The organism is Methanolobus sp. ZRKC5 (assembly GCF_038446525.1).
Classification (GTDB): domain Archaea; phylum Halobacteriota; class Methanosarcinia; order Methanosarcinales; family Methanosarcinaceae; genus Methanolobus.
In genome coordinates this window covers 967,093-992,565 of the sequence record NZ_CP151792.1, presented here as the reverse complement: position 1 = coordinate 992,565, position 25,473 = coordinate 967,093, and the positions used below count along the sequence as shown (strand labels likewise).

27 protein-coding genes are annotated in these 25,473 nt (G+C 41.7%); 16 read left to right on the top strand and 11 right to left on the bottom strand.

What is annotated here, in order from left to right; all coding sequences use genetic code 11:
• Window positions 1-16 precede the first annotated feature (16 nt).
• Window positions 17-961, top strand: a complete 945-nt coding sequence (locus WN948_RS04725) for an IS5 family transposase (protein WP_342303665.1) — start codon at window positions 17-19, stop codon at window positions 959-961.
• Window positions 962-1,305: 344 nt separating this feature from the next.
• On the opposite strand, the gene WN948_RS04720 is transcribed toward WN948_RS04725, so the two are convergent.
• The 10 genes from WN948_RS04720 to ahbD are packed head-to-tail and all read right to left on the bottom strand — an operon-like array spanning window position 1,306 to window position 10,231.
• Window positions 1,306-2,085 (bottom strand): dihydroorotate dehydrogenase electron transfer subunit, encoded by a 780-nt coding sequence (locus WN948_RS04720; protein WP_342305862.1) that lies wholly within the window; start codon window positions 2,083-2,085, stop codon window positions 1,306-1,308.
• The gene (locus tag WN948_RS04715; protein WP_342306542.1) at window positions 2,085-2,987 is read right to left on the bottom strand and encodes a dihydroorotate dehydrogenase; all 903 of its coding nucleotides are present in this window, start codon (window positions 2,985-2,987) and stop codon (window positions 2,085-2,087) included. The genes WN948_RS04720 and WN948_RS04715 overlap by 1 nt, the downstream gene beginning before the upstream one ends.
• Window position 2,988: 1 nt before the next feature.
• A complete protein-coding gene (gene hemC / locus WN948_RS04710; protein ID WP_342305861.1) occupies window positions 2,989-3,927 on the bottom strand; it encodes a hydroxymethylbilane synthase in 939 nt (312 codons plus the stop codon).
• Window positions 3,928-3,940: 13 nt separating this feature from the next.
• Window positions 3,941-5,206 carry a glutamate-1-semialdehyde 2,1-aminomutase gene (gene hemL, locus WN948_RS04705; RefSeq protein ID WP_342305860.1) on the bottom strand — a complete coding sequence of 422 codons (1,266 nt, stop codon included), beginning with the start codon at window positions 5,204-5,206 and terminating at the stop codon, window positions 3,941-3,943.
• Between the two features lie 15 nt (window positions 5,207-5,221).
• Window positions 5,222-6,196: a porphobilinogen synthase gene (hemB, locus tag WN948_RS04700; protein WP_342305859.1), complete on the bottom strand. Its 975-nt coding sequence runs from the start codon at window positions 6,194-6,196 to the stop codon at window positions 5,222-5,224.
• On the bottom strand, window positions 6,175-7,473 hold the full coding sequence (gene hemA / locus WN948_RS04695; RefSeq protein ID WP_342305858.1) for a glutamyl-tRNA reductase: 1,299 nt from the start codon (window positions 7,471-7,473) through the stop codon (window positions 6,175-6,177). Before hemA ends, hemB begins: the two co-directional genes overlap by 22 nt.
• A gap of 52 nt (window positions 7,474-7,525) precedes the next feature.
• Window positions 7,526-8,200, bottom strand: a complete 675-nt coding sequence (locus tag WN948_RS04690; RefSeq protein WP_342305857.1) for a bifunctional precorrin-2 dehydrogenase/sirohydrochlorin ferrochelatase — start codon at window positions 8,198-8,200, stop codon at window positions 7,526-7,528.
• Window positions 8,201-8,260: 60 nt separating this feature from the next.
• Window positions 8,261-8,719 carry a siroheme decarboxylase subunit beta gene (gene ahbB / locus WN948_RS04685; RefSeq protein WP_342305856.1) on the bottom strand — a complete coding sequence of 153 codons (459 nt, stop codon included), beginning with the start codon at window positions 8,717-8,719 and terminating at the stop codon, window positions 8,261-8,263.
• A 4-nt stretch (window positions 8,720-8,723) separates the two neighbouring features.
• Complete coding sequence (locus WN948_RS04680) at window positions 8,724-9,179, bottom strand: AsnC family transcriptional regulator (protein ID WP_342305855.1); 456 nt, start codon at window positions 9,177-9,179, stop codon at window positions 8,724-8,726.
• A 5-nt stretch (window positions 9,180-9,184) separates the two neighbouring features.
• The gene (ahbD, locus tag WN948_RS04675; RefSeq protein ID WP_342305854.1) at window positions 9,185-10,231 is read right to left on the bottom strand and encodes a heme b synthase; all 1,047 of its coding nucleotides are present in this window, start codon (window positions 10,229-10,231) and stop codon (window positions 9,185-9,187) included.
• A gap of 339 nt (window positions 10,232-10,570) precedes the next feature.
• On the opposite strand from ahbD, the gene WN948_RS04670 reads away from it, so the two are divergent.
• The 13 genes from WN948_RS04670 to WN948_RS04610 all read left to right on the top strand — a co-directional run bounded on the left by WN948_RS04670 (window position 10,571) and on the right by WN948_RS04610 (window position 23,127).
• On the top strand, window positions 10,571-10,951 hold the full coding sequence (locus WN948_RS04670) for a cytochrome c maturation protein CcmE (RefSeq protein WP_342305853.1): 381 nt from the start codon (window positions 10,571-10,573) through the stop codon (window positions 10,949-10,951).
• A gap of 13 nt (window positions 10,952-10,964) precedes the next feature.
• Entirely contained in the window at window positions 10,965-11,834 is an 870-nt protein-coding gene (locus tag WN948_RS04665; protein WP_342305852.1) for a polyprenyl synthetase family protein, read from the top strand.
• Window positions 11,835-11,859: 25 nt separating this feature from the next.
• A complete protein-coding gene (locus WN948_RS04660) occupies window positions 11,860-13,050 on the top strand; it encodes a radical SAM protein (RefSeq protein ID WP_342305851.1) in 1,191 nt (396 codons plus the stop codon).
• A 205-nt stretch (window positions 13,051-13,255) separates the two neighbouring features.
• On the top strand, window positions 13,256-13,594 hold the full coding sequence (gene ahaH, locus WN948_RS04655) for an ATP synthase archaeal subunit H (RefSeq protein ID WP_342305850.1): 339 nt from the start codon (window positions 13,256-13,258) through the stop codon (window positions 13,592-13,594).
• A complete protein-coding gene (locus WN948_RS04650) occupies window positions 13,587-15,539 on the top strand; it encodes a V-type ATP synthase subunit I (RefSeq protein ID WP_342305849.1) in 1,953 nt (650 codons plus the stop codon). The genes ahaH and WN948_RS04650 overlap by 8 nt, the downstream gene beginning before the upstream one ends.
• Before the next feature lie 4 nt (window positions 15,540-15,543).
• Complete coding sequence (locus WN948_RS04645) at window positions 15,544-15,777, top strand: V-type ATP synthase subunit K (RefSeq protein ID WP_342305848.1); 234 nt, start codon at window positions 15,544-15,546, stop codon at window positions 15,775-15,777.
• Between the two features lie 46 nt (window positions 15,778-15,823).
• On the top strand, window positions 15,824-16,375 hold the full coding sequence (locus WN948_RS04640) for a V-type ATP synthase subunit E (RefSeq protein WP_342305847.1): 552 nt from the start codon (window positions 15,824-15,826) through the stop codon (window positions 16,373-16,375).
• Window positions 16,376-16,382: 7 nt separating this feature from the next.
• Complete coding sequence (locus WN948_RS04635) at window positions 16,383-17,459, top strand: V-type ATP synthase subunit C (protein WP_342305846.1); 1,077 nt, start codon at window positions 16,383-16,385, stop codon at window positions 17,457-17,459.
• A complete protein-coding gene (locus tag WN948_RS04630; protein WP_342305845.1) occupies window positions 17,459-17,758 on the top strand; it encodes a V-type ATP synthase subunit F in 300 nt (99 codons plus the stop codon). Before WN948_RS04635 ends, WN948_RS04630 begins: the two co-directional genes overlap by 1 nt.
• Window positions 17,749-19,485 carry an ATP synthase subunit A gene (locus WN948_RS04625; RefSeq protein ID WP_342305844.1) on the top strand — a complete coding sequence of 579 codons (1,737 nt, stop codon included), beginning with the start codon at window positions 17,749-17,751 and terminating at the stop codon, window positions 19,483-19,485. Before WN948_RS04630 ends, WN948_RS04625 begins: the two co-directional genes overlap by 10 nt.
• A gap of 1 nt (window position 19,486) precedes the next feature.
• Complete coding sequence (locus tag WN948_RS04620) at window positions 19,487-20,866, top strand: ATP synthase subunit B (protein ID WP_342305843.1); 1,380 nt, start codon at window positions 19,487-19,489, stop codon at window positions 20,864-20,866.
• 17 nt (window positions 20,867-20,883) lie between these two features.
• Window positions 20,884-21,501, top strand: coding sequence for a V-type ATP synthase subunit D (locus tag WN948_RS04615; protein WP_342305842.1), 618 nt, complete (start codon window positions 20,884-20,886; stop codon window positions 21,499-21,501).
• Between the two features lie 327 nt (window positions 21,502-21,828).
• Window positions 21,829-23,127: a DUF5018 domain-containing protein gene (locus WN948_RS04610; protein ID WP_342305841.1), complete on the top strand. Its 1,299-nt coding sequence runs from the start codon at window positions 21,829-21,831 to the stop codon at window positions 23,125-23,127.
• Between the two features lie 353 nt (window positions 23,128-23,480).
• Here the strand turns inward: WN948_RS04610 and bcp are convergent, their stop codons facing one another.
• Window positions 23,481-23,963, bottom strand: coding sequence for a thioredoxin-dependent thiol peroxidase (gene bcp / locus WN948_RS04605; protein WP_342305840.1), 483 nt, complete (start codon window positions 23,961-23,963; stop codon window positions 23,481-23,483).
• A gap of 77 nt (window positions 23,964-24,040) precedes the next feature.
• Between bcp and WN948_RS04600 the strand changes: the two genes are divergently transcribed.
• Both WN948_RS04600 and WN948_RS04595 read left to right on the top strand, forming a co-directional pair.
• The gene (locus WN948_RS04600) at window positions 24,041-24,673 is read left to right on the top strand and encodes an ATP-binding cassette domain-containing protein (protein WP_342305839.1); all 633 of its coding nucleotides are present in this window, start codon (window positions 24,041-24,043) and stop codon (window positions 24,671-24,673) included.
• Entirely contained in the window at window positions 24,674-25,465 is a 792-nt protein-coding gene (locus WN948_RS04595; RefSeq protein ID WP_342305837.1) for an ABC transporter permease, read from the top strand.
• The last annotated feature ends 8 nt before the right edge of the window (window positions 25,466-25,473 follow it).

The following is a 25,473-nucleotide window of genomic DNA, read 5'->3' as shown; positions in this document are numbered from 1 at the left end:
AAGCAAATTTACTATTATGGATTCTTTTACTGATTTTGCCTTAAATGAAGAATATAAGCGTCTCCAATCTGTCGGAGATAAGCTTGCTGAAATTGAATATTTAGTAGATTGGAAGCCTTTTCGCCCTATTCTGGAGTCAATGTACATAAACAGAACAGCTTCAGGCGGACGGCCTGAAGCTGATGTTATTGTAATGTTCAAGATGCTTGTTCTGCAACAATGGCATGGTCTTTCTGATGCTGAGCTTGAAAAGCAGTGTATTGACAGGATATCCTTTAGGAAATTCCTGGGATTTCCTGAATATGTACCAGACAGTACAACTGTCTGGTCATTCAGGAAGAGAATTATCGACAATGGTAAAGAAAAAGCGGTGTGGGATGAAATGCAGAATCAGCTTGATGCTCTTGGTTTGAAGATTAAAAAAGGAATGATCCAGGATGCAACTTTTATTCACTCAGATCCAGGACATGCAAAAGCAGATGTACTCAGAGGAAAAGATGCGAAAACAAGAAGAAGCAAAGATGGAACCTGGACTAAGAAAAATGGTAAATCTCACTTTGGATACAAACTTCATACAATTATTGATAAGGATTATGAACTAATCAGAAGATTTGAGACAACAACTGCATCACTTCACGATTCACAGGTTGATCTGTCTGAAAAGGGTGAAGTGGTGTATAGAGATAAAGGATATTTTGGAGCAATAGCAAAAGGTTTTGCAGCAACAATGCAACGAGCTGTAAGAGGACATCCTTTAGGAATAATGGATATCCTCAGAAATGAAAGAATAAGTGTGAAAAGAGTCCCTTGCGAAAGAGTGTATGCAGTGACAAAAGAAATATTTAAAACCAGAAAGGTTCTTGTTACAACTGTAGAAAGAGTGAATGCAAAAATGTTGATGACAGCTTTTTGTTTTAATCTGCATCAATTGAGGACACTAAAAACCAAAGGAGTAATTTAGGATAGCGGGAGCTATACTAAAAATAAGGATTAATGAAGAGAAATTAAACAAAATGATAAAAAATGAGAGGATATAATTGAGTTTGAATACTTTAATGATCTAAAATGAGGGAATATCGAAATCCTCTACTGTTTTTCATATCGTACCACCAAATTTTGTAAGTAATTTATATCATCGATTTGGGGGTACTTAAACATTATGAATATATTCGTAATGTGGTGATTAGTATCATTATCATTTTTGTAAAGTGGACACCAATGCATTTGAAAACAAAGCTAATAATATGTATGTTAATTATTTAAAAAATTAGAAATTTGGATAAAGTAATGTTAAATAAAACGGGTTCAAAACTGTTTTTTGTTCCCGCTTGGTCCTCTCATATAATTACCGAATTCCGAATCAACAAGTTGCAATCCGTTAAAAACGGGTCCGTCCTTGCAAACTCGAAGTCCTGTCTTGTCCATGCAGCATGCACCACAAACTCCAATTCCGCATTTGAAATATCTGTGAAGGCTGAATTCTGTCTTTTCGAGAGCTTCCTCTTTTTCCAGCATATCGAAAATGCACTTCATCATCATTTCAGGACCACAGGTGTATATCTTGTCATAGGCCGTCACGTCAGTCTCAGCAAGAACATCGGTTACAAATCCGCACCTGTGTGCAGAGCCATCATCGGTTGTCAGATGCAATTCACCGCAGGACACAAACCGGTCTACAAAGAGCAGTTCATCAGCATTTCTTGCTCCAAGTATGATGCTCATACAAATTCCTTTTGCTGCTGCATATTCTGCAAGTGGTGCAAGTGGTGCTGCACCTACTCCACCCGCTATCAGAAGTATCTTTTCATCCTTGCCTGGTAAAGTAAAACCTGTTCCAAAAGGACCCCTTATACCAAGTTCAGCTCCTTCTTCAAGGGCAAATAGCTTTTCAGTGGCATCACCTACTTTTTGCACAGTGATAGAGTTTTTACTCGAAAGTGTCATGGGAATCTCATCCACACCATGTATCCAGACCATGACGAACTGGCCGGCAATTGCTTCATCGAATGATATGTCAAAGATAAAGGTCCTTGTTGATGGGGTTTCTTTGATGATCTTAATTATTTTGACGTTGGTGGGGTACATTATATCCTCTCATGTGCAATCCCGATGATATCTGTTATATCGCGGTACTCTTTTTCAGAAACGAACTTTTCGATTCCCATGGAAATGGAGTTGAATACCTCTAGTCCTTCGTAGACTGCAGAGCCTATTTGTACTGCACTGGCACCTGCCATCAACATCTCGATGCTATCTTCCCAGGTATAAACGCCTCCAACACCAATAATGGGTATATCAAGAGCAGTGTACAGGTCATAAACACACTTCAATGCAATCGTTTTCACAGCAGGCCCGGAAAGCCCTCCGAACCTGTTACCAAGTATGGGGTATCCACTGTTGATGTCTATTGCCATTCCTTTTACAGTATTGATGGCAACAACAGCATCAGCTCCACCTCTCTGTGCTGCTTCTCCTATTGTTACGATATCCGTGACATTGGGTGTTAATTTCACCCATACAGGGACATCCACAGCATCTACAACTGCTTTGGTGATGCTTTCCACAGCATCAGGATTGCTTCCCACAGAAGCTCCATATCCTAATGCATGAGGGCAACTTAAATTTAGCTCAAATGCATCGGGCTTTGACTCAGCGAGTCCCATGGCAACATCCACAAACTCTTCTTCAGTGCCGCCGAATATGCTTGCAATAACCGGGGTATCTATCTGTTTCTTTGCTATTGCGAGCTCATTCTTAAAATCAGGATGGGAAGGATTTGGTAATCCCATGGCATTCAAAAATCCATATCCAAGGTCTATCATACTTGGGTTCTTATGCCCTTCTTTAGGTTCCGGGCCAATGGATTTTGTGACTACCGCGCCAGCTCCCTCTTTTGCAACACGTACAAGTGATGCACCGGTGGTGCCCATGATGCCGGCAGCCAGTATTGTTGGATTTTTGAGCTTTATTCCAGTGATGTCGGTCATATTAATCTTGCATTTCATAAGATGTTCCTGATTCTAACTGGCATACGGCTCTTTGCACGAGTTCCTTGCCGCCCATCTGCACCAGTTCATTTCCAAGTATCCTTGCATATTCCTGATACCTATCAGCAGGTATTACCTCATCAATGCGTACATGTTCCGTGCCATCCAGTGCCAGTACTTCACAACATATACTGATCTCATTATCGTTGATGAAATGTGCAAAGGAGCCTATTGGGGCTGTACATCCTCCTTCCACATCAGTGATGACTATGCGCTCTATTTCTGTCTCTATTCTTGTCCTCTGGTGATCAAGGTTAGACGTTGCTTCCTCTGCCTCAGTCCCGGCAGGAGTTACCACAGCAATGGTTCCCTGATTTGCAGAAGGGCAGAAGAATTGAGGGTTAAGGCGCTCAACATCCATTTCCCAGCCCATTCTCTGAATGCCTGCTTCTGCAAGGAGGATACCATCATAAAGGCCTTCTTCGAGCTTTCTTATTCTGGTATTGATATTTCCTCTTAGGTCCTGGACGTGAAGGTCCGGGCGGTATCTTAGAATCTGCGCTCTTCTGCGCATGGATGATGTTCCAAGGACTGCTCCTTCAGGAAGATCATCTATTCTGGAACCATCTGTTGTGAGCAGGACATCATAAGGTGAATCACGCTTTAAAACTGCAGACATGGATAATTCTTCAGGTCGGATGGTAGGGAGGTCTTTCATTGAGTGGACTGATATGTCAATTTCGCCATTGAACATCCTATTATCGAGTTCCCTGACAAATGCACCAACACCTGGTACCTCATGCAGTGGCCTGTCTGTAAAAGTGTCTCCAGATGTTGTGATTATTTTTCTGGTCGTGCTGACTCCTAGTTCTGCAAGAAGACCTTCAATAGTCTCTGTTTGTGCAATGGCCAGGGCACTTCCACGGGTTCCTATTATCATATTGGTTCACCGCTCATTTGAGGTTTGCTTCATAAGCAAGCAATGTTTTCTCAATATCATCTTCAGTGTGTGCAGTTGAAATGAAATTCGTCTCGAATTGTGATGGGGGAATGAAAACTCCGCTATCAAGCATCTTGAAGAAGAATTTAAGGTATCCTTCCTTATCGCATTTGAGTACATCCTGATAGTTCAGTGGCTTGTCGCCAAAGAATATTTTGAACATGGATGCAATACCAACTACATTGTAATCAAGTCCAAGGTCTGTAACAAGTTCAGATAACCTGCTTCTCATCATGTCACCGGTGGCATTGAGGTTTTTATGAACTTCTTCTTTCTCAAGCACGTCAAGAACTGTAAGTCCTGCTGCAACTGAGGCCGGGCTTCCACTAAAAGTTCCTGCCTGGTATACACTTCCGGAAGGTGCTATCATCTCAAGGATCTCCTTCTTCCCTCCGAAAACGCCGATTGGCAGTCCGCCACCGACAATCTTGCCCAGGGTTGTCATATCAGGTGTTACTCCAAAATATTCCTGTGCTCCTCCCATTGCAAGCCTGAAGCCGGTTATCACTTCATCGAAGATAAGTACTACATCGTTCTCTTCTGTGACCTTGCGTACATCCTTCAGGTAGTCACCATCTGGAAGTATGGGACCTATGTTACCCATTACTGGTTCTATGATGAGTGCAGCAAGATCATCCTGATTTTTCTCAATGACTGCTGTAAGTGCTTCTATGTCATTGAATGGTACCTGAAGTGTATTTTTTGTGAAATCCTCAGGTATTCCAAGGGAGTCTGGTTTTCCAAGTGTCGTCGCACCGGAGCCGGCTTTTACCAGTACTGCATCGTGTGCTCCGTGGAATCCACCTTCTATCTTGATGAATTTGTTCTTACCTGTGAATCCCCTCGCTGCACGAAGTGCACTCATGGTTGCTTCTGTTCCTGTGGAAACAAACCTGAGCATGTCGATACTGGGGTATAGTCCTATTATCTTTTCTGCAAGATTTACTTCAAGTTCAGTTGGAGTGCCGTATAGCCAGCCTTTTTCAAGCTGTGATATTATTGCCTGCTTGATAGTTGGGTTTGAGTGTCCAAGTATATTCGGGCCATATGCAAGACAGTAATCAATGTACTCATTACCATCGATATCTCTGATCTTTGAACCGCTTGCCGATTCAGTGTAGAATGGGTATGGTTTGATAGCTCGCACCGGACTGCTGACTCCTCCTGGGATGAGGATCCTTGCTTTATTGTATAGATCTCTGGACTTATCTAATGACATATAAACACCTTGTAATTATTTTAACATTTGAGCCATATCCTTGGCAAAATAGGTAATTATCATATCGGCACCTGCACGCTTTATTGACAGGAGGGATTCGTACATGGCCGCTTTCTCATCGAGCCATCCGTTCTGGGCTGCTGCCTTGAGCATTGCATACTCTCCACTGACATTATATGCTGCAGTTGGTATCTCGAATTCGGTCTTGAGGCGATATATTATATCTAAGTATGGAAGCGCCGGTTTGACCATGATTATATCGGCTCCCTCTTCAATATCAAGTGCAGCTTCCATTAATGCCTCATCTGAGTTTGCAGGGTCCATCTGATGAGTAGATCTGTCCCCAAAGCAACATCCTGATCCTGCTGCATCCCTGAAAGGTCCGTAGAATGATGAAGAATACTTTGCAGCATAGGACATGATGGGGGTATTATGGAGTGAGTTGTCATCGAGTTCACTGCGAATTGCACTTATCATGCCATCCATCATTCCTGATGGTGCTACCATATCAGCACCGGCTTTTGCATGGCTTACTGCTGTCTTTCCCAGTAGTGGCAGTGTGGGGTCATTCATAATCTCTTCTGTATCGTGGTCCACCATCCCACAATGGCCATGGCTGGTGTATTCGCAGAGGCAGACATCAGTAATAACAAGCATGTCCTTACCGAGTTCACTTTTGATCTCACGAACTGCACGTTGTACAACATCATCGTCACCCCATGCACTACTTCCGTGTTCGTCTTTTGTTTCTGGTATGCCAAAAAGCATCATTGCTGGTATGCCAAGATCCGCAGCTTCCTTTGCATCATCTGCTATCTTTTCCACCGGTACATTAAAGACACCAGGCATGGATGATACTTCCCTGGGAGAGTTGATTGTCTCATTAACAAACACGGGATATATCAGGTCATTGACCGACAACGAAGTTTCGCGTACCAGGTCTCTTATCTTGCCACTTCTCAGTCTTCTCATTCTGCGCTCGGGGAACATTTTACCATCTCATCCTTAACCTTTGTATTTAAGCTGGATTTACTAACGTTAAACAATTTACCCACTGCATCCAGCAGTTCATCATCGCCTATTTCTGCTGCATATCTCAGGACTTTTGTGGGTTCTGCAAGAATCTTATTTATTATTGAGTGGGTAAGATCCTCAATTATTTTACTCTCGGTCTCACCAATCGTATGATATGCACTCAATTTAGTTACAGCCTTCTCTTTTTCCTGAATGCGGAGCTTGTATGATTGTGCATACAGCTCGGATACGAGATAGTCTGCTTTTTGTTGTTTGTATTGTTTATTAAGCAGACTGAATTCTTCTTCAATGATTTCCTGGGCTTTTTTAGCCTCTTCCATTCTTAGCTCGAGGTTTTTCTCATTGATGACTCTCAGGTTATCTATATTATATAGGGTTACATGGGGTATGTCTGTGATTGAAGGGTCGATATCTCTTGGATTTGCGATATCTATAAAAAGAATTTCTTTTTCCCTGTAACTCATGGCCTTTTCAACCTGTTCGTATTTCAGGACAAAGTGTGGCGCACCGGTTGCACTGATGACTACATCTGCTTTCCTCAGATTCTCATCTATCTGGTCAAAGTGTACTGCATGTCCTCCCATCTCATCAGCAAGTTGTTTTGCTGCCTCATACGTGCGGTTAGCAATATACATCAGCTCAATTTCCCTGTGGGAAAGTGCACGTGTGACAAGTGCCCCCATCTCTCCTGTGCCGATAACAAGTACCATCTTGTCCTTGAGGTTCCCTACGGTTTCCTCAGCCAGGTCTACAGAGGCAGATGCAATTGAAAGCGCTCCATGGTTGATCTCAGTTTCAGTTCTTACACGTTTTCCGACCTGGATCGCTTTGCTGAATGCGGTATCCAACATCCTTCCGGTAGTTCCAAGCTTCTTTGCAACCAGATAGAGGTCCTTTATCTGGCCAAGTATCTGGTCTTCTCCTATTATCATGGACTGAAGTCCACATGCCAGTTTTAACAGATGCATTATGGATTCTTCGTGATCAAAAAAGTCAATAATGTTAGAAGAAAGTCCCATTTTCTTTGCGAATTGGAATAGAACACTGCTTCCCTTTGGGGAAACGATGTATATTTCCACACGATTACAGGTCTTCAGTACTACACATTCATGGACCAGATCATTGGAATGCAGATCCTTCAGCATATTCTCGATGTCCCCGTCCCATGCTTCCTCGATTTCCTCTACAGTTGCTTTGGAATGGGTGATCACCATACTGGTTATTTCAGTCATGGGCACCTCATGTTTATACAATTACTCAAGTGGCAGTGGATATGGTACATGTTCATCTAACTTTCTCGCTTATTTTCTTCCTTACTATATCCTGTGCTATTTTAAACCCTTTTTCATAGGATTCTTTCAGCGCAGCCCATACCTCTTCACTCTCAAGTATGTCCCACAATATATCTTTTCTATCTCTCTGGTCAGGAACTTCATTCTTCAGGTACGTCCTCATCTCATCCTGTATCTTTATCATATCTGCAAATTCAGGAGTGATAATTTTCTCTACCTGCTGTCTTGTGAACCTGGAAAATGCAGGGCTTGATCCTGTTGTGGAAATGCTGATGGTCAGTCCTCCACGCTTAATTACAGCAGGAACTGTTACATCTCCAATGGCATCTACTTCATTGGTTAGAATTCCATACAGTTTTGAAAGATTTACTATTCTTTCATTTATGGTTCTGTCATTGGTGGCTGGTATTACAAGAAAAGCTTCTTTTATAATGTCATTTATGTCTGCATCAGTGAGCTTTCCGGCATCTGCCTTGATAAGTGTAACATTGTTCTTGCGTTCCAGCTCAAAAAAAGTATCTGAAAAACTGCGGCTCACAACTGTCACAGGTGCATATGCTGAGAACAGGTTAACTTTTCTTTCTCCAACCGACCCACTTCCAAAAATAACGATATTCTTATCGTTCATATCTATCAGCAGTGGCAGGAAGTGGTTCTTGTTTTTCATATCTCCATCTCCGGGAATGATTGCCTTCTGCTTTTTCTGTAAATTAGTTAAAGATTGCGATTATAATCGAACTCCAGTTTTCTTGAATTCCCTGTCACTAAAAAGAAGTTTGTAATCTTTGATGTCTGTGGCTTCGGATATCCTTGCTGCAATCTCATAACATTCTTCTCTGGTATATGAATGCACCATTGTGAAAAGGTTATAATCCCATCCAGATGCCCTTGGTCTTTCATAGCAGTGTGTGACCTCTGAAAAGCCTGCCATGATTGTTCCTACTTCCTCTGTCCTCTCATCAGGTACGTTCCAGACACACATGGCATTTGCAATAATTCCGATATCTCTATGGCCGATGGATGCACCGAACCTGCGGATGACCTTTTCTTCCTTCATCTTTTGGAGGCGTTCGATGATCTCTTGTTCACTAATTCCAAGTTTACTGGAGATGTCTGCAAATGGTGATCTTTTAAGTGGGATGCCGTTCTGTGTCAGTTTTATTATCTTCTCATCAATGTCATCCATTTTATCACCTGATGTTAAATCTGACTCCGATCTTGAACAGTTTTTTTGTAGGCAGGTCGATGAATTCAAGCCCTGTTCTTTCCCGAAGTTCTTCCAGTATACTGTCTATCCTTTTTCTGTTAGGTGCAGATATTGTGAACCAGATATTAAATTTCTCAGGGCGGTGGTAGTTGTGGGATACTTCCTGATATTCATTGATGTAACCTGCAACCTCATCCACTTTCTCTTCAGGGACGGTAACCGCTATGAGGGTGCTTGTACCACCAACTCCTTTGCGGTTGATGATTGGTCCTACTTTCCTGACTGCTCCTTCATTTTGCAGTCTATCAAGTCTTTCGATCACTTCGTCTTCACTGATACCCAGTTGCTCTCCCAGCTTTTGAAACGGCTCGGTTTCCAGTGGGAATTCAAATTGTATTGTATTGAGTATCTTTTTATCAGTATCATCAAGCACTATCATTAAAATCACTGTTTTTTAGGTACATATATACAGTAAGGCTCTTCTTCCAGGTAGTCTCCAGTGGCAGCATAGGCACGTGCACGGCAGCCCCCGCATACTGTATTGTATTCGCACCTTCCACATTTTCCTTTAAGTTTGGAAACATCACGCAGGTCATTGAATACTTTAGAGTTTTCCCAGACATCTTTGAAAGTCTTCTCTTTTATGTTTCCTGCCAGTACAGGAAGGTATCCGCATGGGAAAACATCTCCCGTACTTGATACAAAACAAAATCCAGTTCCACCAAGGCAACCCTTTGTCATTGCTTCATAACCGTGTGTCTTCACACTGATCTCAATACCTTCTTTCTCTGCTCTCTGGCGCATTATTCTGAAATAATGTGGTGCACATGTGGCTTTGAGCTGAATGCCTGCATCCTTCTGCCTGTCGTAGAACCAGTTTAGTATCCTTTCGTATTCTACAGGTGGTATCTCGTCATTCTCAAGTTCCTTTCCCCTACCTGTGGGGACCAAAAGGAATATGTGAAGAGCATCGGCACCGAGATCCTTTGCCATTTCAAGTATTTCCGGTATTTCATCTATGGTGCGCTTTGTGATAGTGGGGTTTATCTGAAAGCTTACTCCTGCCTCTTTCAGAGTTTCTATTCCGGATACTGCGCCATCGAATGCTCCTGGCATGCAACGGAAATCATCGTGGGTCTTTGAACTTGAGCCGTCAAGGCTGATGCTGACTCTCTGTATGCCGGCACTTTTAATCTTCTCTGCTATTTCAGGTGTCACAAGTGTCCCGTTGGTGGCCATGGCTACACGGAGGCCTTTTTCGGTGGCATATCTCGCGATTTCGAATATGTCTTCCCTTACAAGCGGCTCACCTCCGCTCAGAATGAGGATGGGATCTCCTATCTCTTTTATCTCATCTACGAAATGGAATGCTTCTTCTGTTGTGAGCTCGCCTTCTGGTTTTTTTTCAGTGGATGACCCTCTGCAATGTTTGCATGAAAGGTTACATCCAGCTGTTGTTTCCCAGGCTATAAGTCTTGGAGGTTTTACCATAGTTGATCATGAGGTTTTTTTGTTCGTATGTTTACCTATATATAGGATGGAACTATACTAGTGCACACCCATATTAATACTTGATTATCAGGTAAAATCCGTCAATGTACACATTGGTTCATACGTGTTCGTTTATTGCTGCAAGGGTTCTTCTTAATGCAAATGGATGGCAAAGGTTAACCTGATATAGAGGTGATTCTTTATAGGCGCGTTAGAAATTGCATTTGCGATCACATGGATTACATTGTCAGTATATGTCGCATACATATTGCGTTCCCGAATGAGGGTACTGTGTCAATGTCGCAAAATGACGAAATAATGTCATTATGAGGTGCTTTTATGGATAAAAAACAGAAAACTGTTCTTGCAGTTGCTTTCATTGCCATTGTTGGTTTTGTGGGTCTCTGGAATGTGGACCTTTCCCAAGGTTATCCTATGATCTCGGAGTTATCGGAAAATTCCGATAAATACGTGGGACGTGACGTTAACACTATGGGTACGATCAAGAACGAAACTTTGGAGATATCCACTGATGGTACTTCCTTTATTCTTCAGGATCTTGATGACTCTTCTTTTGAACTGCATGTTGAATACACAGGTTCGCTTCCGGCTAATTTAGTAGAAGGGCAAAGCATTAGTATAAACGGGAAAATGGTGTCTGGTGGAACTGTTGAGGCGAACCGGATCGTGGTGAGTTGTCCTTCTAAATACTCAGAATGATTGGACGATATATATGATACAAATAGAGGATCTGGAAGAATACCAGCTTATCAAAGAGACCAAGGAAGGGATGGTCAGCTCCATGGATGATAAGTCCCAGATGAAGAAGATGCTTCTTCATATATGTAGTTCCGGTGGTAAAAATATCAGGCCTGTAATGCTGGTGTTATGTACGGAGATGTGCGGTGGCAATTCCAGGGTTAGTATCAATGCAGCGCTTGCTATTGAGTTTATTCATTCTGCTTCTCTTATACATGATGATGTTCTTGATGGTGGTCTTGTACGCAGGGGTGTTGAATCAGCACATAAAAAATATGGTATTCCGGCAGCTATTCTTTGCGGAGATTTTTTGATATCTAAGGCTATATCGCTGATTTCCGAGTATGGCAACAATGCTGTAAATGAATTTGGCCGGGCTGGCATGTATATGGCTGAAGGTGAGACCATTGATATTTCCAGTGTGGATGAGGGATTCATGGAAAAGAACTACTATGAGTGCATTAGTAAGAAAACCGGTTCTCTTTTCGCTGCAAGTGCTGCAATAGGTGCGTATGTTGCAGATGCAGACGAAGCCACTGCACTGAAACTAAGGTCCTTTGGTGAGAATGTGGGTAATGCATACCAGATCGTTGATGATCTTCTTGAGTACCTTAACAAACTTGAAGATAAAAGCTCCACTTATGAATCCGTAACATTGCCTCTTATTTACAGGAGGGTAATGGACCATGACTCGGCAGTGGAGAAAACACTGCAGCAAGTACGCGATTGTGTACAGAGTGCAAAAGACATCCTTGCTTCTTTCCCCTCTTCAGATGCAAGGGATAAACTTGAGCTTGTAACTGATCTTATTACAGTTGATATGCTCCCAGGGGATATTCTTTAATTTTATTTAATTATCAGGTGACTTCATGAGGGTTTATGATAAATCAGTAGTTAAAGTAAATGCAAGCACTGAAAACGGAAAAGTGGTTCTTGATGCCGAAGGTCCGTTAGCTCCTGTTGCAAAGCCAATCTTAAAGAGGATCAATAGGATTTTTCTGGAAGAGAAGCCGATACAGGCAGACGAGGAAAACATTATATTTTCAACATGGGCTCCTCCTATGCCCGGTGAGATATTCAATAGGATGATTGGTGCACAAGTAGCTTCTATTCTAAAGAAAAGGCTTCCGGATCAGTTCTCTATAGGTATTACCACACATTGTCCTTATGATTGTATACACTGTGGTGCGGCTGACATTGTAGCAGACCCGATTCTGACATACGATGAGATCAATAGCGCCATACAGCAGGCAATTGATCTTGGTTCTTACTACATAGCCTTTGATGGTGGGGAGACATTGCTCAGGAAAGATTTTGCGCAAATGGTTGCAAAGGTGGATAAGACTCGTGCGATAGCTACCTGTTTCACATCAGGTTTTAGCTTGAACGAACAAAGGGCCAGGGAGTTGAAGGCAGCAGGTCTTTTTGCTGCACACATGAGCCTGGATAGCCCTGATGAGGCTGAACATGATCGTGTAAGGGGACGGGAAGGCGCTTTCAAGAACACTGTAAATGGGATAGAGCACATGGTGAATGCAGGCATTCTTGCCGATCTCTTTGTGGTCGTTTCTCCTCATAACATTGATGACCTTGATGGTTTCTATAATTTCGCAGCAGATATGGGTATGCAGGAAATGTCTATTTATGAGATCATAGCCGTTGGGAGGTGGATGGATCATGAGGACGAGGTCATTACCTCTAAAGATGTTGATCGCCTTGGCAAGTTCCAGAGTTCAATGAACAAAAAATGGGAGGGTCCAAGAGTTACTTCATTCCCTAATTTTATGGGTCCTGATCAGTTCGGTTGTTTTGCAGGCCGGAGATGGATGCATACAACAGCCGGTGGAGATGTTCTTCCATGCGCATATACTCCTCTCTCATTTGGAAATATTCGTGAGGAAAAGCTTTCCGCAATATGGGCTAGGATGGGTCAGCATGAAGCATACAAAGGTTCTGCTGAATATTGCATGATGCGCAACCCCGAATTTAGGAACAATTATATCCACAGCATCCCCAAAGGAACTCAACTTCCGCTTAGACTCGATAAGTCTATGCATTGAGTTCTAATATCTTTTATTAGCTACGGATAATTGGGAAACAATATCCAAGGGCAGCATTAAGAATACTTGATGGTAAGTAATTCCTGTCATTTTAATGATAAATCATTATCATTTCCTGAGTGTTAGCATCCGGAAAACCGAATACTTTATATGTGAGCTAGCAGTAGGAGATGATGATTTATCAGGATAATAAGCAATTCATCACATGAGGATTAGCATGGCCAAAGAAAAAATCTTGTCGGAAATCAAAGAGGCAGAAGACAATGCACGAAAAATGGTTGACGACGGTAGCAAAAGAAAAAATGACCGTATCGCCAGTGCACGTACCGAGGCCAGGGAAATCATTAAACAGGCCGAGGTTGATGCACAGAAATCTGCACAAAGTGCAATGAAATCTGCAGAAGAGTCTATCAAGTCAGATAAAGAAAAAATCATCGATGATGGTACTAGTGAAGCTGGAGCAATTGCCGGTTCAACTTCATCCAAGGTCGATGAAGCTGTTGAATTAATTGTAAACGAGTTCGAGAGGGCAATCCATGCTTGAACTAAAGCAGATGAGTCGTGCCGTGATCGTTGGCCATAAAAGCATTTTTGAAGAAACGGTCGATGCTCTGCACAAGTCAAATCTGTTTCAGATCGAAGATTTCAATGACGATAATTCCGGTCTCCGTATAGGCAGACCATTTGAGAATGTAGATGATGTTTCCAAGAAACTCATCAAGATCAGGTCAATAGCCAGTTTACTGGGTGTAAAGGACGCAGAATCCAAAAAACAGGATAATACGGCTGTTCTTTCTTCACTTGATGACACTCTCAATAAGCTGGATGCTGAACTGGATGCAAAGACTGAACAGAAAAGCAAACTTGAAGCAGAACTTAAAGAAATAGATTCTCTTAAGAAAGAATTGCTTCCATTTGCTAATATTTCTCTTGATCTTGATCTCTATCGTGGCTACGAACATCTTTCTGTGTTCACAGGATATGTGAAGGAAGATGTAGAGTCTGCAGTTTCCAAAATCACTTCTTCATACGAAATATTCTACGATGCTAAAGAAGGTACTGTAGCACTGTTCGTTTCTAATGAAAAATCAGGTGAAGTTGCAGAGCTGCTTGCAGAGCTGGGTTTCAGGGAACTTAGAGTTCCAAATGCAAGTGGAATGCCATCAGAGTCTCTTTCAGGCATCATATCACGGGAATCTGGATTACTGAAACAGATTGAAGCAATTGATGCAGAAATCGAATCTTTGAAAGATAAATATGCTGATTTCATTCTGGCCAGCAATGAGCTTCTTTCAATTGAAGCCCAAAAGTCAGAAGCTCCTCTTAGGATCGCAACTTCAGAAAGTACATTCATGGTAGATGGATGGATTCCTGATGAAGACTTTGCTGAGCTGGAACATGTTGTGAAAACAGCTACAAAAGGACGTGCGTTTGTTTCCAAACAGGAAATGACAAAAGAGGATGAAAAAGTCGTTCCAATAGAATACGACAATCCTAAAGTGGCCGCTCCTTTTCAGGAGATCATGGACCTTTATGCACGACCAACATATAAGGAACTTGATCCTACTACATTGATCTTCATTTCTTTCCCACTCTTCTATGGAATGATTCTTGGTGACATAGGCTATGCATTAATACTTCTTGCACTGGCTCTTGGTATCAAGAAAGCAGTCTCTTCAGATGCTATCAAACCTCTCATGAATGTTCTTATATACTGTCAGATATCAACTTTGATATTTGGTGTGTTATATGGTGAATTCCTGGGATTCCCGCTTGCAAGTCTGCATACGGAGCATGGAGTTGCTGAAGGATTGATCAAAGGGTTTGAAACAGTGAACCTCTTTGCATCTCCTGTCGGAGGAGAAATGATTACTTATCCTGTTCACAGGACTCACCTTGTAATGACAATGATTGTCTTTACCGCCCTTCTGGGATTGGTTCACATAAACATTGGTTATCTACTTGGTTTCATTAATGAGAACAGGAAACATGGAATGTCAGCAGCTATTTTTGAGAAAGGTAGCTGGATAGTTATTGAACTTGGTTTGCTTTTGGCAATTCTCGGTTATGTAGCAGTACTTCCTTCAATCGCAACGATACTCGGTGTTGTTGTTTTCCTTGTAGGATTTGTAATGCTTCTTAAAGGAGAAGGAATTAAAGGGCCAATTGAGCTGCCTTCGCTTCTCAGTAACTCTCTATCATACACTCGTATCATAGCTGTAGGTTTGTCATCTATCTACATTGCGTCAACTGTCAACCTGATCGCCTTTGAAATGATCTGGGAACCAGGTACGCCGATTGGTGGAATGACTATCTTTGCAATTATCGTGTTCTTTTTTGGACACGCATTGAATACTGTCCTGAGTATTATCGCCCCCGGTTTACACTCACTCAGGTTGCAGTATGTAGAATTCTTCGGAAAATTCTACGAAGGTGGGGGACGTAAATACGATCCATTTGGATATATTAGAAAATACACGGAGGAATAATTAAATGGTAACAGAAACAATGGCTGTAATGGACCCAGCAGGGTTAAAAGCAATCGGTGCAGGACTCGCAGTAGGTCTCACAGGTATCGCATCCGGTATTGCCGAAAAAGACATCGGTAGTGCAGCAATTGGTGCAATGGCTGAGAATGAGAGCCTTTTTGGTAAGGGTCTTATCTTGACTGTTATTCCAGAAACAATTGTAATTTTTGGCCTGGTAGTTGCATTGTTAATCAGCTAATTTAAGAGCGTGTATTTCGCTCTTAAATTTTCCAGAGGTGTTGAGCATGGGACTTGAAACTGTTGTTAAAGATATCATGGATGCTGCTCAGTCAGAGGTTTCCAAATTGGATTCCGAAGCAGATGCAGAAGTTTCCCTGATTCTGGACGAAGCTAAGCAGAATGCTAAACGGATTATGGGAGAACGTCTCGCAAAAGCAGAAGATGATATTAAAAAAGTCAGGCAGCAAGAAATATCCAGTGCAAATCTTGAAGTGAAGCGCACATTGCTCAATGCACGCAAGGAGATACTCGATAAAGTATATGTCCAGGCTGTAGAAACCATATCCACATTCTCTCCAGAGAAAAACGAAGAACTCCTTAAAAGCCTCATAGAATCTTATGAGTCAAGCGGCAATAGGATTTATTCCGACGCTGGATCTGAGGAGATTGTAAAAAAGTTGTCTTCACTTGAATACACCGGCAACATTGATTGTCTTGGCGGTGTTGTTATTGAGAATGAAGACGGTACTATCAAATTGGATTATACTTACGATGGCATCCTTAAAAGCGTGAATGAGCGGTTGTTGAAGCAGACATCTGATATTTTATTCGGGTGATTTTTAAATGCAGCTGTTGCAGAAATTTAAGCGTGGTAGTTCTAAAAGGACGAAGTCAAAGGGTCATGCAAATTACGCGTACACTACTGCACGTGTACGTGCAATGAAGAGTAAGATCCTGCCTAAAGAGACCTACCCTAGGCTCATGAACATGAGCATTGATGAAATTACCAGGTTCATTGAAGAATCTGAGTATAAAGAAGATGTTGATGAGTTGGCGAGGCAGTATGAAGGCGCAGATCTTATCGAACATGCACTTAACAGGAATCTTGCTGTAACCTTCACAAAATTACTTACTATCTCTGAAGGCGATGTGAATTTCCTTGTTGGTGAGAAACTTAAGCAGTATGATATCTGGAATATAAAGACTATTCTCCGTGGTAAATACTGTAATGCTTCTACAGAGGAAATCCTTGATGCCCTTGTTGCAGCAGGAAGGTTTAGTTATACTTACCTTTCAGACCTTGCGGCAAAAGCAACTTATGAGGAGATCATCTCTGAGCTTGCAAATACTGAGTATTACTCCATACTGAAGAATTATGATGGTACAAATCTTTCGGATATCGAGAATCAACTCGATATAATTTACTACGCTGGGCTTTTTGAGGTAGTAGGCGAATCAAAATCCAAAGATCGCAAGCTGTTTGCGAGATTTATCAGGATGGGCATTGATATGAAAAACCTTACAACGCTTTTCCGCTTGAAGAAATCCGGAATTACAGATCCTGATATGATGGGTCTGATGGTAGAGGGTGGACTCAAGTTAAAGCTTAAGGATATTGAGAGATTAATGCCTCTTTCCTTTGCAGATTTTATCTCAGAGCTTGAAAAGAATCCATATTGGGATGTTATTTCAGATGTTGTAAGTCCGGATATGGTTTCATTGATCGATGTTGAGAGCCGACTGAAAAAACACAGGCTTAAATCTGCAGCAAGCTTTTCACATGTTTATCCAATCTCAATTGTACCAATTATGGACTATATGTTAACTAAAAAGAATGAGATCAACAATTTGCGGATAATTGTACGTGGCAAAGCCGCCAACCTCGATGATGAAGTTATCAAGGAACAGTTGGTGATCTGATGGAATTAGCAGTAGTCGGAAGTGGCGAGTTTGTAACAGGTTTCAGACTGGCCGGTGTTAAAAAAATATTTGAAGTTAATAATAGCGAACTTGAACTCACAGTAGAAAGTATACTTAAGGATCGAGAAGTCGGCATTCTGGTAATGCACGGTGATGATCTGATTAAACTACCGGAGATGTTGAGAAACACTATCAATGACTCTGTTGAGCCAACTGTTGTGACTCTCGGAGGTAGTGGGGAAAGTTCGAATTTAAGGGAAAAAATAAAGCAATCGGTAGGTGTAGATCTGTGGAAATGAAAGGTGAAATTTATCGTGTGGCCGGACCAGTTGTCACTATTATGGGTATCAAGCCAAAAATGTACGATGTAGTACATGTTGGTCACGAAGGTCTAATGGGCGAAGTTATCAGAATCAAAGGTGACAAAGCTACTGTTCAGGTATATGAGGATACATCTGGTATCAAACCAGGTGAACCTGTAGTGAACACTGGAAAGTCTCTCTCTGTAGAACTCGGTCCAGGTTTATTAGAAAGTATTTATGATGGTATTCAGAGACCTCTGAAAGTACTCCAGGAAAAGATGGGAGACTTCATTGACAGAGGTGTTACCGCTCCCGGTCTTGACCGTGACAAAGTATGGGAATTCAAAGCTACTGTATCAAGTGGAGATTCCGTAAAAGGCGGTTCAGTAATTGGTGTTGTACAGGAAACAGCGAACATTGAGCACAAGATCATGATGTTGCCTACAGTTTCCGGTACAGTTGAAGAAATAAAGTCCGGAAAGTTCAAGGTTGACGAAACAGTATGTGTCCTTACAGATGGCACTGAAATTTCCATGATGCAGAGATGGCCTGTAAGATTGCCACGTCCAGTCGAGAAGAAGTTTATTCCAACTAGACCTCTCATTACAGGTCAGAGGATTCTTGACGGTCTCTTCCCTGTTGCAAAGGGCGGTACTGCAGCTATCCCTGGTCCATTCGGTTCAGGAAAGACAGTTACCCAGCAGCAGCTTGCAAAGTGGAGTGACACTGACATTGTAGTTTATATCGGATGTGGAGAACGTGGAAACGAAATGGCTGATGTATTGAATGAGTTCCCTGAACTCCAGGACCCACAGACCGGTCGTCCACTAATGGAACGTACAGTTCTTATCGCAAACACATCTAACATGCCTGTAGCTGCTCGTGAAGCATCTGTTTACACAGGTATCACAATTGCAGAATATTACCGTGACATGGGATACGATGTATCACTTATGGCTGACTCTTCATCCAGATGGGCAGAAGCAATGAGGGAAATTTCCTCAAGGCTTGAAGAGATGCCTGGTGAAGAAGGTTATCCAGCATACCTTTCTGCAAGGCTCTCTGAGTTCTATGAGCGTGCAGGTGTAGTAAAATCACTTGCAGCAGAAGAAGGTTCTATTACAGTTATTGGTGCAGTATCACCACCTGGTGGTGACTTCTCAGAACCTGTTACACAGAACACACTCCGTATTGTAAAAGTATTCTGGGCACTGGATGCAAAACTTGCACAGAGGAGACACTTCCCATCCATAGACTGGCTTACAAGTTACAGTCTATACACTCAGGGTCTTTCTGACTGGTTCACAGAGAACGTTGCACCTGACTGGGTACCACTCAGGGACCATGCAATGGAGCTTCTCCAGCAGGAATCCGAACTTCAGGAGATTGTGCAGCTCGTCGGTTCCGATGCACTTCCGGAAGACCAGCAGCTGGTTCTTGAGATCTGCCGTATGCTTAGGGAATACTTCCTTCAGCAGAATGCGTTCCACCCTGTTGACACATATTGTCCATTCGATAAGCAGTACAAGTTATTGAAAGCAATCTCCAAGTACAGTGACATGGCACAGGCATCACTTGAAGCAGGAATACCAATGGCGGATATTCTCTCCCTTGAGTCAAAGGATGAGCTTGCCAAGGTTAAATTCGAAGAGGACTTCGAGAGTGCACTGAATGTTGTCCTGGAAAAGATGGACAAGGAATTTGCAGCACTTGGAGGCAACTAAAATGACCAAGGAATATAAGACGATCACAGAAATCTCCGGACCATTGATGTTCCTCGAGAATACTGAACCGGTAGGTTATGGTGAACTTGTTCACATCAACCTTCCAGACGGTACAACAAAGAGGGGTCAGGTTCTTGACACCTCAGCTGATGTTGTAGCAGTTCAAGTGTTTGAAGGAACTGGTGGACTGAATGAAGAGTCCGGTGTAGTATTCTCCGGTGAGACAATCAAACTACCTGTATCAAAAGATATGCTTGGCCGTATCCTTTCCGGTTCAGGAGAACCATTGGACGGCGGACCACGTATTGTTCCTGAAGACAGGCTTGATGTTAACGGTTCATCAATGAACCCATATTCAAGAATGCCACCAGAGGACTTCATCCAGACAGGTATCTCAACCATTGATGGAACAAACACCCTTGTGCGTGGTCAGAAACTTCCTATCTTCTCCGGATCAGGTCTTCCACATAATGAGATTGCACTTCAGATCGCACGTCAGGCAAAGGTTCCAGGTTCAGACGAACCTTTCGCAGTAGTATTTGCTGCAATGGGTATTACAAACGAAGAAGCCCAGTATTTCATGCAGGACTTCGAAAAGACCGGTGCTCTTGAGAGAGCTGTGGTTTTCCTTAACCTTGCAGACGACCCTGCTGTAGAACGTATCATCACACCAAGGATGGCTCTTACAGCTGCAGAGTACCTTGCATACGAGCATGATATGCACGTACTCGTAATCCTTACTGACATCACAAACTACTGTGAAGCTCTCCGTCAGATGGGTGCAGCTCGTGAAGAAGTTCCTGGAAGACGTGGTTATCCAGGTTACATGTACACTGACCTTGCATCACTCTACGAGCGTGCAGGTGTTATCAAAGGACTTAAGGGCTCAGTTACTCAGTTCTCAATCCTCACCATGCCTGGTGATGATATCACTCACCCAATTCCTGATCTGTCAGGATATATCACAGAAGGTCAGATCGTAGTTTCCAGGGAACTTCACATGAAAGGTGTTTACCCACCAATCAATGTGCTTCCATCACTATCACGTCTGATGAACTCAGGTATTGGTGAAGGAAAGACCAGGGAAGACCACAAGGCAGTATCTGATCAGATGTATGCTGGTTATGCAGAAGGTCGTGACCTCAGAGGTCTTGTAGCTATTGTAGGTAAAGAGGCATTGTCCGAGAGAGACCAGAAAATCCTTGAATTCGCTGACTTGTTCGAAGACAGGTTCGTCCGTCAGGGAAGAGATGAAGACAGGTCAATTGAAGACACTCTTGCAGTTGGCTGGGACATTCTCTCTGAGCTTCCGGAATCCCTGCTTACCAGGATCGATAACAAGTATATCGACAAGTACCACCCTGCTCACAAGAGCAACTAACTGAAAGGTGATTCAACATGGGCGTGAAAGATGTAAAACCAACTCGTTCAGAACTTATTGAATTCAAGAGAAAGATCAAGCTCTCTCAGAGTGGTCATAAGCTGCTCAAGATGAAAAGGGACGGTCTTATCCTTGAGTTCTTTGAGATTCTCAGCAAAGCAAAGGATGTCAGAACTGAGCTGGATGCCGCCTATGAAGATGCTTCCCGAAGGATAGGTATTGCAAATGCTGTTGACGGTACTATCACCGTCAAATCCACAGCTTTTGCACTTAAGAGCAAGCCGGAGATTGAACTGGAAAGCCGTAACATTATGGGTGTAGTCGTTCCAAAGATCGAATCATCCAGTGTCAGGAAATCCATAAACGAACGTGGTTATGGTATTCTTGGTACCAGTTCATACACTGATGAGGCAGCAGATGCTTATGAGAATCTTGTCGAAAAGATAATCCTTGCTGCAGAGATCGAGACAACCATGAAAAAGCTTCTTGATGATATCGAGAAGACCAAAAGGCGTGTCAATGCTCTCGAATTTAAGGTAATACCGGAATATCAGGAAGCAATGGGTTTCATTAGGCTCCGTCTTGAAGAGATGGAAAGGGAAAACACCTTCAGACTAAAGAGGATCAAGGGATAATCCTTTGATATTCTTTTTTTATGAATAATAATCCAGAAGATCGACCAAACGTGGTCGACCGTTTTTTTCAAAAATTAACACAGCCTAAGAATCTTGCACATATCCTTAGATGGGCGTGGCTTATATCCTTATTAATGTTAGTGCTAGGTTATATTCTAATCTTCAGTGAGATATCTGAATACATTGACATAATATGATGTATTCCTGCGATGTACTGGTATGACTGTTTAGTTTTCTTTAAGCGACTTGATGGTTTCAAGCACTTTTTATGCATCTTCTTTTGTTTTAACGCTATCTCATATCTTGGCTATATTTCCTTTAGTGTCTGTGAAGAAAGTAGATTTGACAGTTCCTTATGGTACTGATGTAACATCATTGATACCAACCATAGTTCATACCGGAGCTAGTGTTTCACCTAATACTGGAATAGTTCAGAACTACACAAACCCTGTTACCTACACTGTAACTGCAGCTGATTCAACCACTCAAGAATATGTTGTAACAGTAACCGTAGCAGCAAATCCTGCAAAGGCTATCACAAGCTTTGACTTTGCTACCCCTTCCGTAACTGGTACAGTTGATGAAGGAGCAAAGACCGTAGCTCTGACAGTTCCTTATGGTACTGATGTAACATCATTGACACCAACCATAGTTCATACCGGAGCTAGTGTTTCACCTAATACTGGAATAGTTCAGAACTACACAAACCCTGTTACCTACACTGTAACTGCAGCTGATTCAACCACTCAAGAATATGTTGTAACAGTAACCGTAGCAGCTCCAAGTTCAGTTACAACTATACAGGTAAAATCTGGTTACGAATCTATTATTACAGGCCTTAATAATGAGGATGGTTCTGAATATGTCAACGTTTCAGGTCAATTAACGGTTGCTGAATTGATAGACGCAATTGAATCTACTGATGACTCACAACAGTCATATGTAGTATATGACGAATCTCAACTTAATAATGGGACTATTGTCTTAAACGCAAACATATTAAATGTAACTGCAGAAAATGGTGACACATCAGAATATGATATATCTGTGACCTATGGAATTACAGTTGCAGCTGTAGATGGTGGAAATGCAACAGTGACGACAAATCCTGAAAATACATCACAAGCTGGACAACCAGTGGGTGTAGAAATTTCAGGTATTGAAAGTGGTCTAATGTTTGAATCAATATCTGTAACAGACGAAAGTAGTGGAAGTGTATCAACAGCTGTGTTTACACCAGGTGAAGTATACACTTTTGAGATGCCAGCAAGCAATGTAACGATTACTGTTACATTATGTGAAGATCAGACTTCTATTACACCAACAACTGCAACATTTGACAACAACGATGGGTCAGCTACTATCAGTGTAACAGCAATGGTAGATGCAGATGGTACTAATTTATTGCCGACTTTCACATCTGATGATGGAACATTATTCGTATGTTCTCTTATGGATGATGATACCAGTGTAATATCTGTAGGTGTTAGCAATGTAGGAGACAGTGCTGACCTTGTCATATCCTCTCCATCAGCTGCAACAATTGCAGGAGCATACACTCTTTCTATTACAAGAGTTAGCGACGGAAAGGAATGGACAATTGCAGTCACTGTGACTTCGACTTAAGAGGTTGTAAGGATTACTTAATAGACTAAAATAAACCCGCACCCCCCAATAAACCGGGGGTTGCTTTTTCTTTTTTAAACCTCAACAACAAAACCCAATAGTGTACTCTATGCAAAATCCACAAGCACGCAAAAATAGAAAAGAATAGAAATTAGGTAACTATTCAGCCTGGCACGATTTGCCTATTGGTACTGATTTCATCGAAATAGAGATGTCTACTCACTAACAATCTAACAATCAAAAAAGCAATCAATAGCAACAATCAAAATAAATGATCCTAATGAAATTTACGTTTCAACTTTTTGTCAAGATTGTTATTGATAGCGTTTTTATCAGGCTGAATAGTTACGAAATTAGTTCTCTTTTATTTCTCTAAGTGCATCAAGCACCTTTTGTGCATGTTCATTTGTTCTGACATTATCCCATATTTTTGCAATATTGCCTTCTGTATCAATCAAAAAAGTGGATCTGACAGTTCCCTGATATTCTTTGCCATAGTTTTTCTTTGTTCTCCACACATCGTACTTCTGGTGAACGGTTTTTTCCTCATCTGAAAGAAGTGTGATACCAATTTCTTTCTTTTCAACGAATTTGATATGTGATTTAATGCTGTCCTTGCTGGCTCCAAGTATCACTGCATTCTCCGCACCGAAATCCTCTTGTAAGGCTGTAAATTCCTGTGCTTCTTTCGTGCATCCTGAAGTGTTGTCTTTCGGGTAGAAGTAAAGAACGATCCATTTACCTGCAAGTTCTTTCAGACATACTTCATTATCATTCTGGTCTGGGAGGCAAAAATCAGGAGCTTTTTGTCCTTCTGTAAGTGAGTTCTTGCTCATGGAGTAATTTATGTAAATTCTTGTTTAAAGCCTTTATACCAGAATTGACTATTTATTATGGCTGGAGAAAATTGCACATGGAAATGTTGAGTATTCAAAATCTTTCTATCCAATACGATGAAAAATCGATTCTTTCCGATTTTAATCTCTCTGTTGCAAAAGGTGAAAAGATCCTTATAAAAGGAAGATCAGGAATTGGAAAATCCACTATTTTCAGGTTGATAATGGGATTCGGTGTACAAAATTCCGGTACAATCTTCTTTGATGGTATCCAGGTGGATAGCAATTCTATATGGAGCATCAGGAAAAGAATAATGTATGTATCTCAGGATACGGATATTGGTGATGGGAAAGTAGGTGACCTTATAGATGAGATATTTTCTTTTAAGGCAAATAAGGATATTCTTTACCGTGCTCAGCTTGACAAAGTAATGGCAGATCTATCTTTAGATCATGATATTCTCAACAAGGACTACATGAAACTCTCCGGAGGAGAAAAGCAAAGGATTGTCCTTGTTGTAGCTCTGTTGTCAGGGAAAGATATCTTTCTGCTTGATGAGGTCACAGCAGAACTTGACAGTACTTTAAAGCAGAAAGTTGTGGAGATATTCTTTTGTAATCCGAAATGGACCGTACTTTCCATATCTCATGACCGTGAGTGGGAAAATGAAAACATTAGGGTCATTGACTTTTCAAGGGAGGCAAACTGAATGCAAACATATGAAGTAGGACTAACAGGTCTGTTTTTTACATTTCTGCTTCTGGCCATTCCCATCCTTATCAGCTATTATCTAAATTTGAAATTAATATCATCTACAATTGAGAGTGCTATCCGGATGGTTCTTCAATTGGCTTTTGTGGGTATTTTCCTCACATTCCTCTTTGAGCTGAACAACGCAGTGCTGAATGTACTCTGGGTACTTATCATGGTCTTTGTAGCATCCCATACAGTACTGAAGAATGCTGAACTCAAAACCAGGCATTTTTTTCCATTACTGGTAATTTCTCTTGCTGTTACAAACTATGCCATACTTCTCTATTTCAATAATTTTATCATAGACCTGAATGATCTCTTCGATGCACGCTATTTCATACCGATAGCCGGTATGGTGCTGGGTAATTCACTGAGAGCAAATGTCGTTGGGATGGATAACTTTTGTACTGAAATCCAGAGAAATGAGAACCGCTATCTTTTCCGTCTGTCCATGGGAGCTGAAAAGACTGAAGCGCTAATCCCATATTTACGTAAAAGCATGAGGGTTGCATTGAAACCTACTATTGCAAATATGGCTACAATTGGTATCGTTTTTCTTCCGGGTATGATGACAGGACAGATACTTGCCGGTGCAAGTCCATTGGTTGCAATAGAATATCAGATAGCCATTATGATAGTTATCTATGTGACAACCATGGTGAATGTACTTTTGGGTATTCTTGTGCTTATCCACAGGGGTTTTGATGAATATGGTCTGTTCAAAAAAGACATGCTCAGGGGTGCATGAATATGGTT

Bases quoted from the DNA above. Each gene is read 5' to 3' on its own strand.
- WN948_RS04725 (WP_342303665.1), top strand. From the start codon at position 17: ATGGATTCTTTTACTGATTTTGCCTTAAATGAAGAATATAAGCGTCTC.
- WN948_RS04720 (WP_342305862.1), bottom strand. From the start codon at position 2,085: ATGTACCCCACCAACGTCAAAATAATTAAGATCATCAAAGAAACCCCA.
- WN948_RS04715 (WP_342306542.1), bottom strand. From the start codon at position 2,987: ATGACCGACATCACTGGAATAAAGCTCAAAAATCCAACAATACTGGCT.
- hemC (WP_342305861.1), bottom strand. From the start codon at position 3,927: ATGATAATAGGAACCCGTGGAAGTGCCCTGGCCATTGCACAAACAGAG.
- hemL (WP_342305860.1), bottom strand. From the start codon at position 5,206: ATGTCATTAGATAAGTCCAGAGATCTATACAATAAAGCAAGGATCCTC.
- hemB (WP_342305859.1), bottom strand. From the start codon at position 6,196: ATGTTCCCCGAGCGCAGAATGAGAAGACTGAGAAGTGGCAAGATAAGA.
- hemA (WP_342305858.1), bottom strand. From the start codon at position 7,473: ATGACTGAAATAACCAGTATGGTGATCACCCATTCCAAAGCAACTGTA.
- WN948_RS04690 (WP_342305857.1), bottom strand. From the start codon at position 8,200: ATGAAAAACAAGAACCACTTCCTGCCACTGCTGATAGATATGAACGAT.
- ahbB (WP_342305856.1), bottom strand. From the start codon at position 8,719: ATGGATGACATTGATGAGAAGATAATAAAACTGACACAGAACGGCATC.
- WN948_RS04680 (WP_342305855.1), bottom strand. From the start codon at position 9,179: ATGATAGTGCTTGATGATACTGATAAAAAGATACTCAATACAATACAA.
- ahbD (WP_342305854.1), bottom strand. From the start codon at position 10,231: ATGGTAAAACCTCCAAGACTTATAGCCTGGGAAACAACAGCTGGATGT.
- WN948_RS04670 (WP_342305853.1), top strand. From the start codon at position 10,571: ATGGATAAAAAACAGAAAACTGTTCTTGCAGTTGCTTTCATTGCCATT.
- WN948_RS04665 (WP_342305852.1), top strand. From the start codon at position 10,965: ATGATACAAATAGAGGATCTGGAAGAATACCAGCTTATCAAAGAGACC.
- WN948_RS04660 (WP_342305851.1), top strand. From the start codon at position 11,860: ATGAGGGTTTATGATAAATCAGTAGTTAAAGTAAATGCAAGCACTGAA.
- ahaH (WP_342305850.1), top strand. From the start codon at position 13,256: ATGAGGATTAGCATGGCCAAAGAAAAAATCTTGTCGGAAATCAAAGAG.
- WN948_RS04650 (WP_342305849.1), top strand. From the start codon at position 13,587: ATGCTTGAACTAAAGCAGATGAGTCGTGCCGTGATCGTTGGCCATAAA.
- WN948_RS04645 (WP_342305848.1), top strand. From the start codon at position 15,544: ATGGTAACAGAAACAATGGCTGTAATGGACCCAGCAGGGTTAAAAGCA.
- WN948_RS04640 (WP_342305847.1), top strand. From the start codon at position 15,824: ATGGGACTTGAAACTGTTGTTAAAGATATCATGGATGCTGCTCAGTCA.
- WN948_RS04635 (WP_342305846.1), top strand. From the start codon at position 16,383: ATGCAGCTGTTGCAGAAATTTAAGCGTGGTAGTTCTAAAAGGACGAAG.
- WN948_RS04630 (WP_342305845.1), top strand. From the start codon at position 17,459: ATGGAATTAGCAGTAGTCGGAAGTGGCGAGTTTGTAACAGGTTTCAGA.
- WN948_RS04620 (WP_342305843.1), top strand. From the start codon at position 19,487: ATGACCAAGGAATATAAGACGATCACAGAAATCTCCGGACCATTGATG.
- WN948_RS04615 (WP_342305842.1), top strand. From the start codon at position 20,884: ATGGGCGTGAAAGATGTAAAACCAACTCGTTCAGAACTTATTGAATTC.
- bcp (WP_342305840.1), bottom strand. From the start codon at position 23,963: ATGAGCAAGAACTCACTTACAGAAGGACAAAAAGCTCCTGATTTTTGC.
- WN948_RS04600 (WP_342305839.1), top strand. From the start codon at position 24,041: ATGGAAATGTTGAGTATTCAAAATCTTTCTATCCAATACGATGAAAAA.
- WN948_RS04595 (WP_342305837.1), top strand. From the start codon at position 24,674: ATGCAAACATATGAAGTAGGACTAACAGGTCTGTTTTTTACATTTCTG.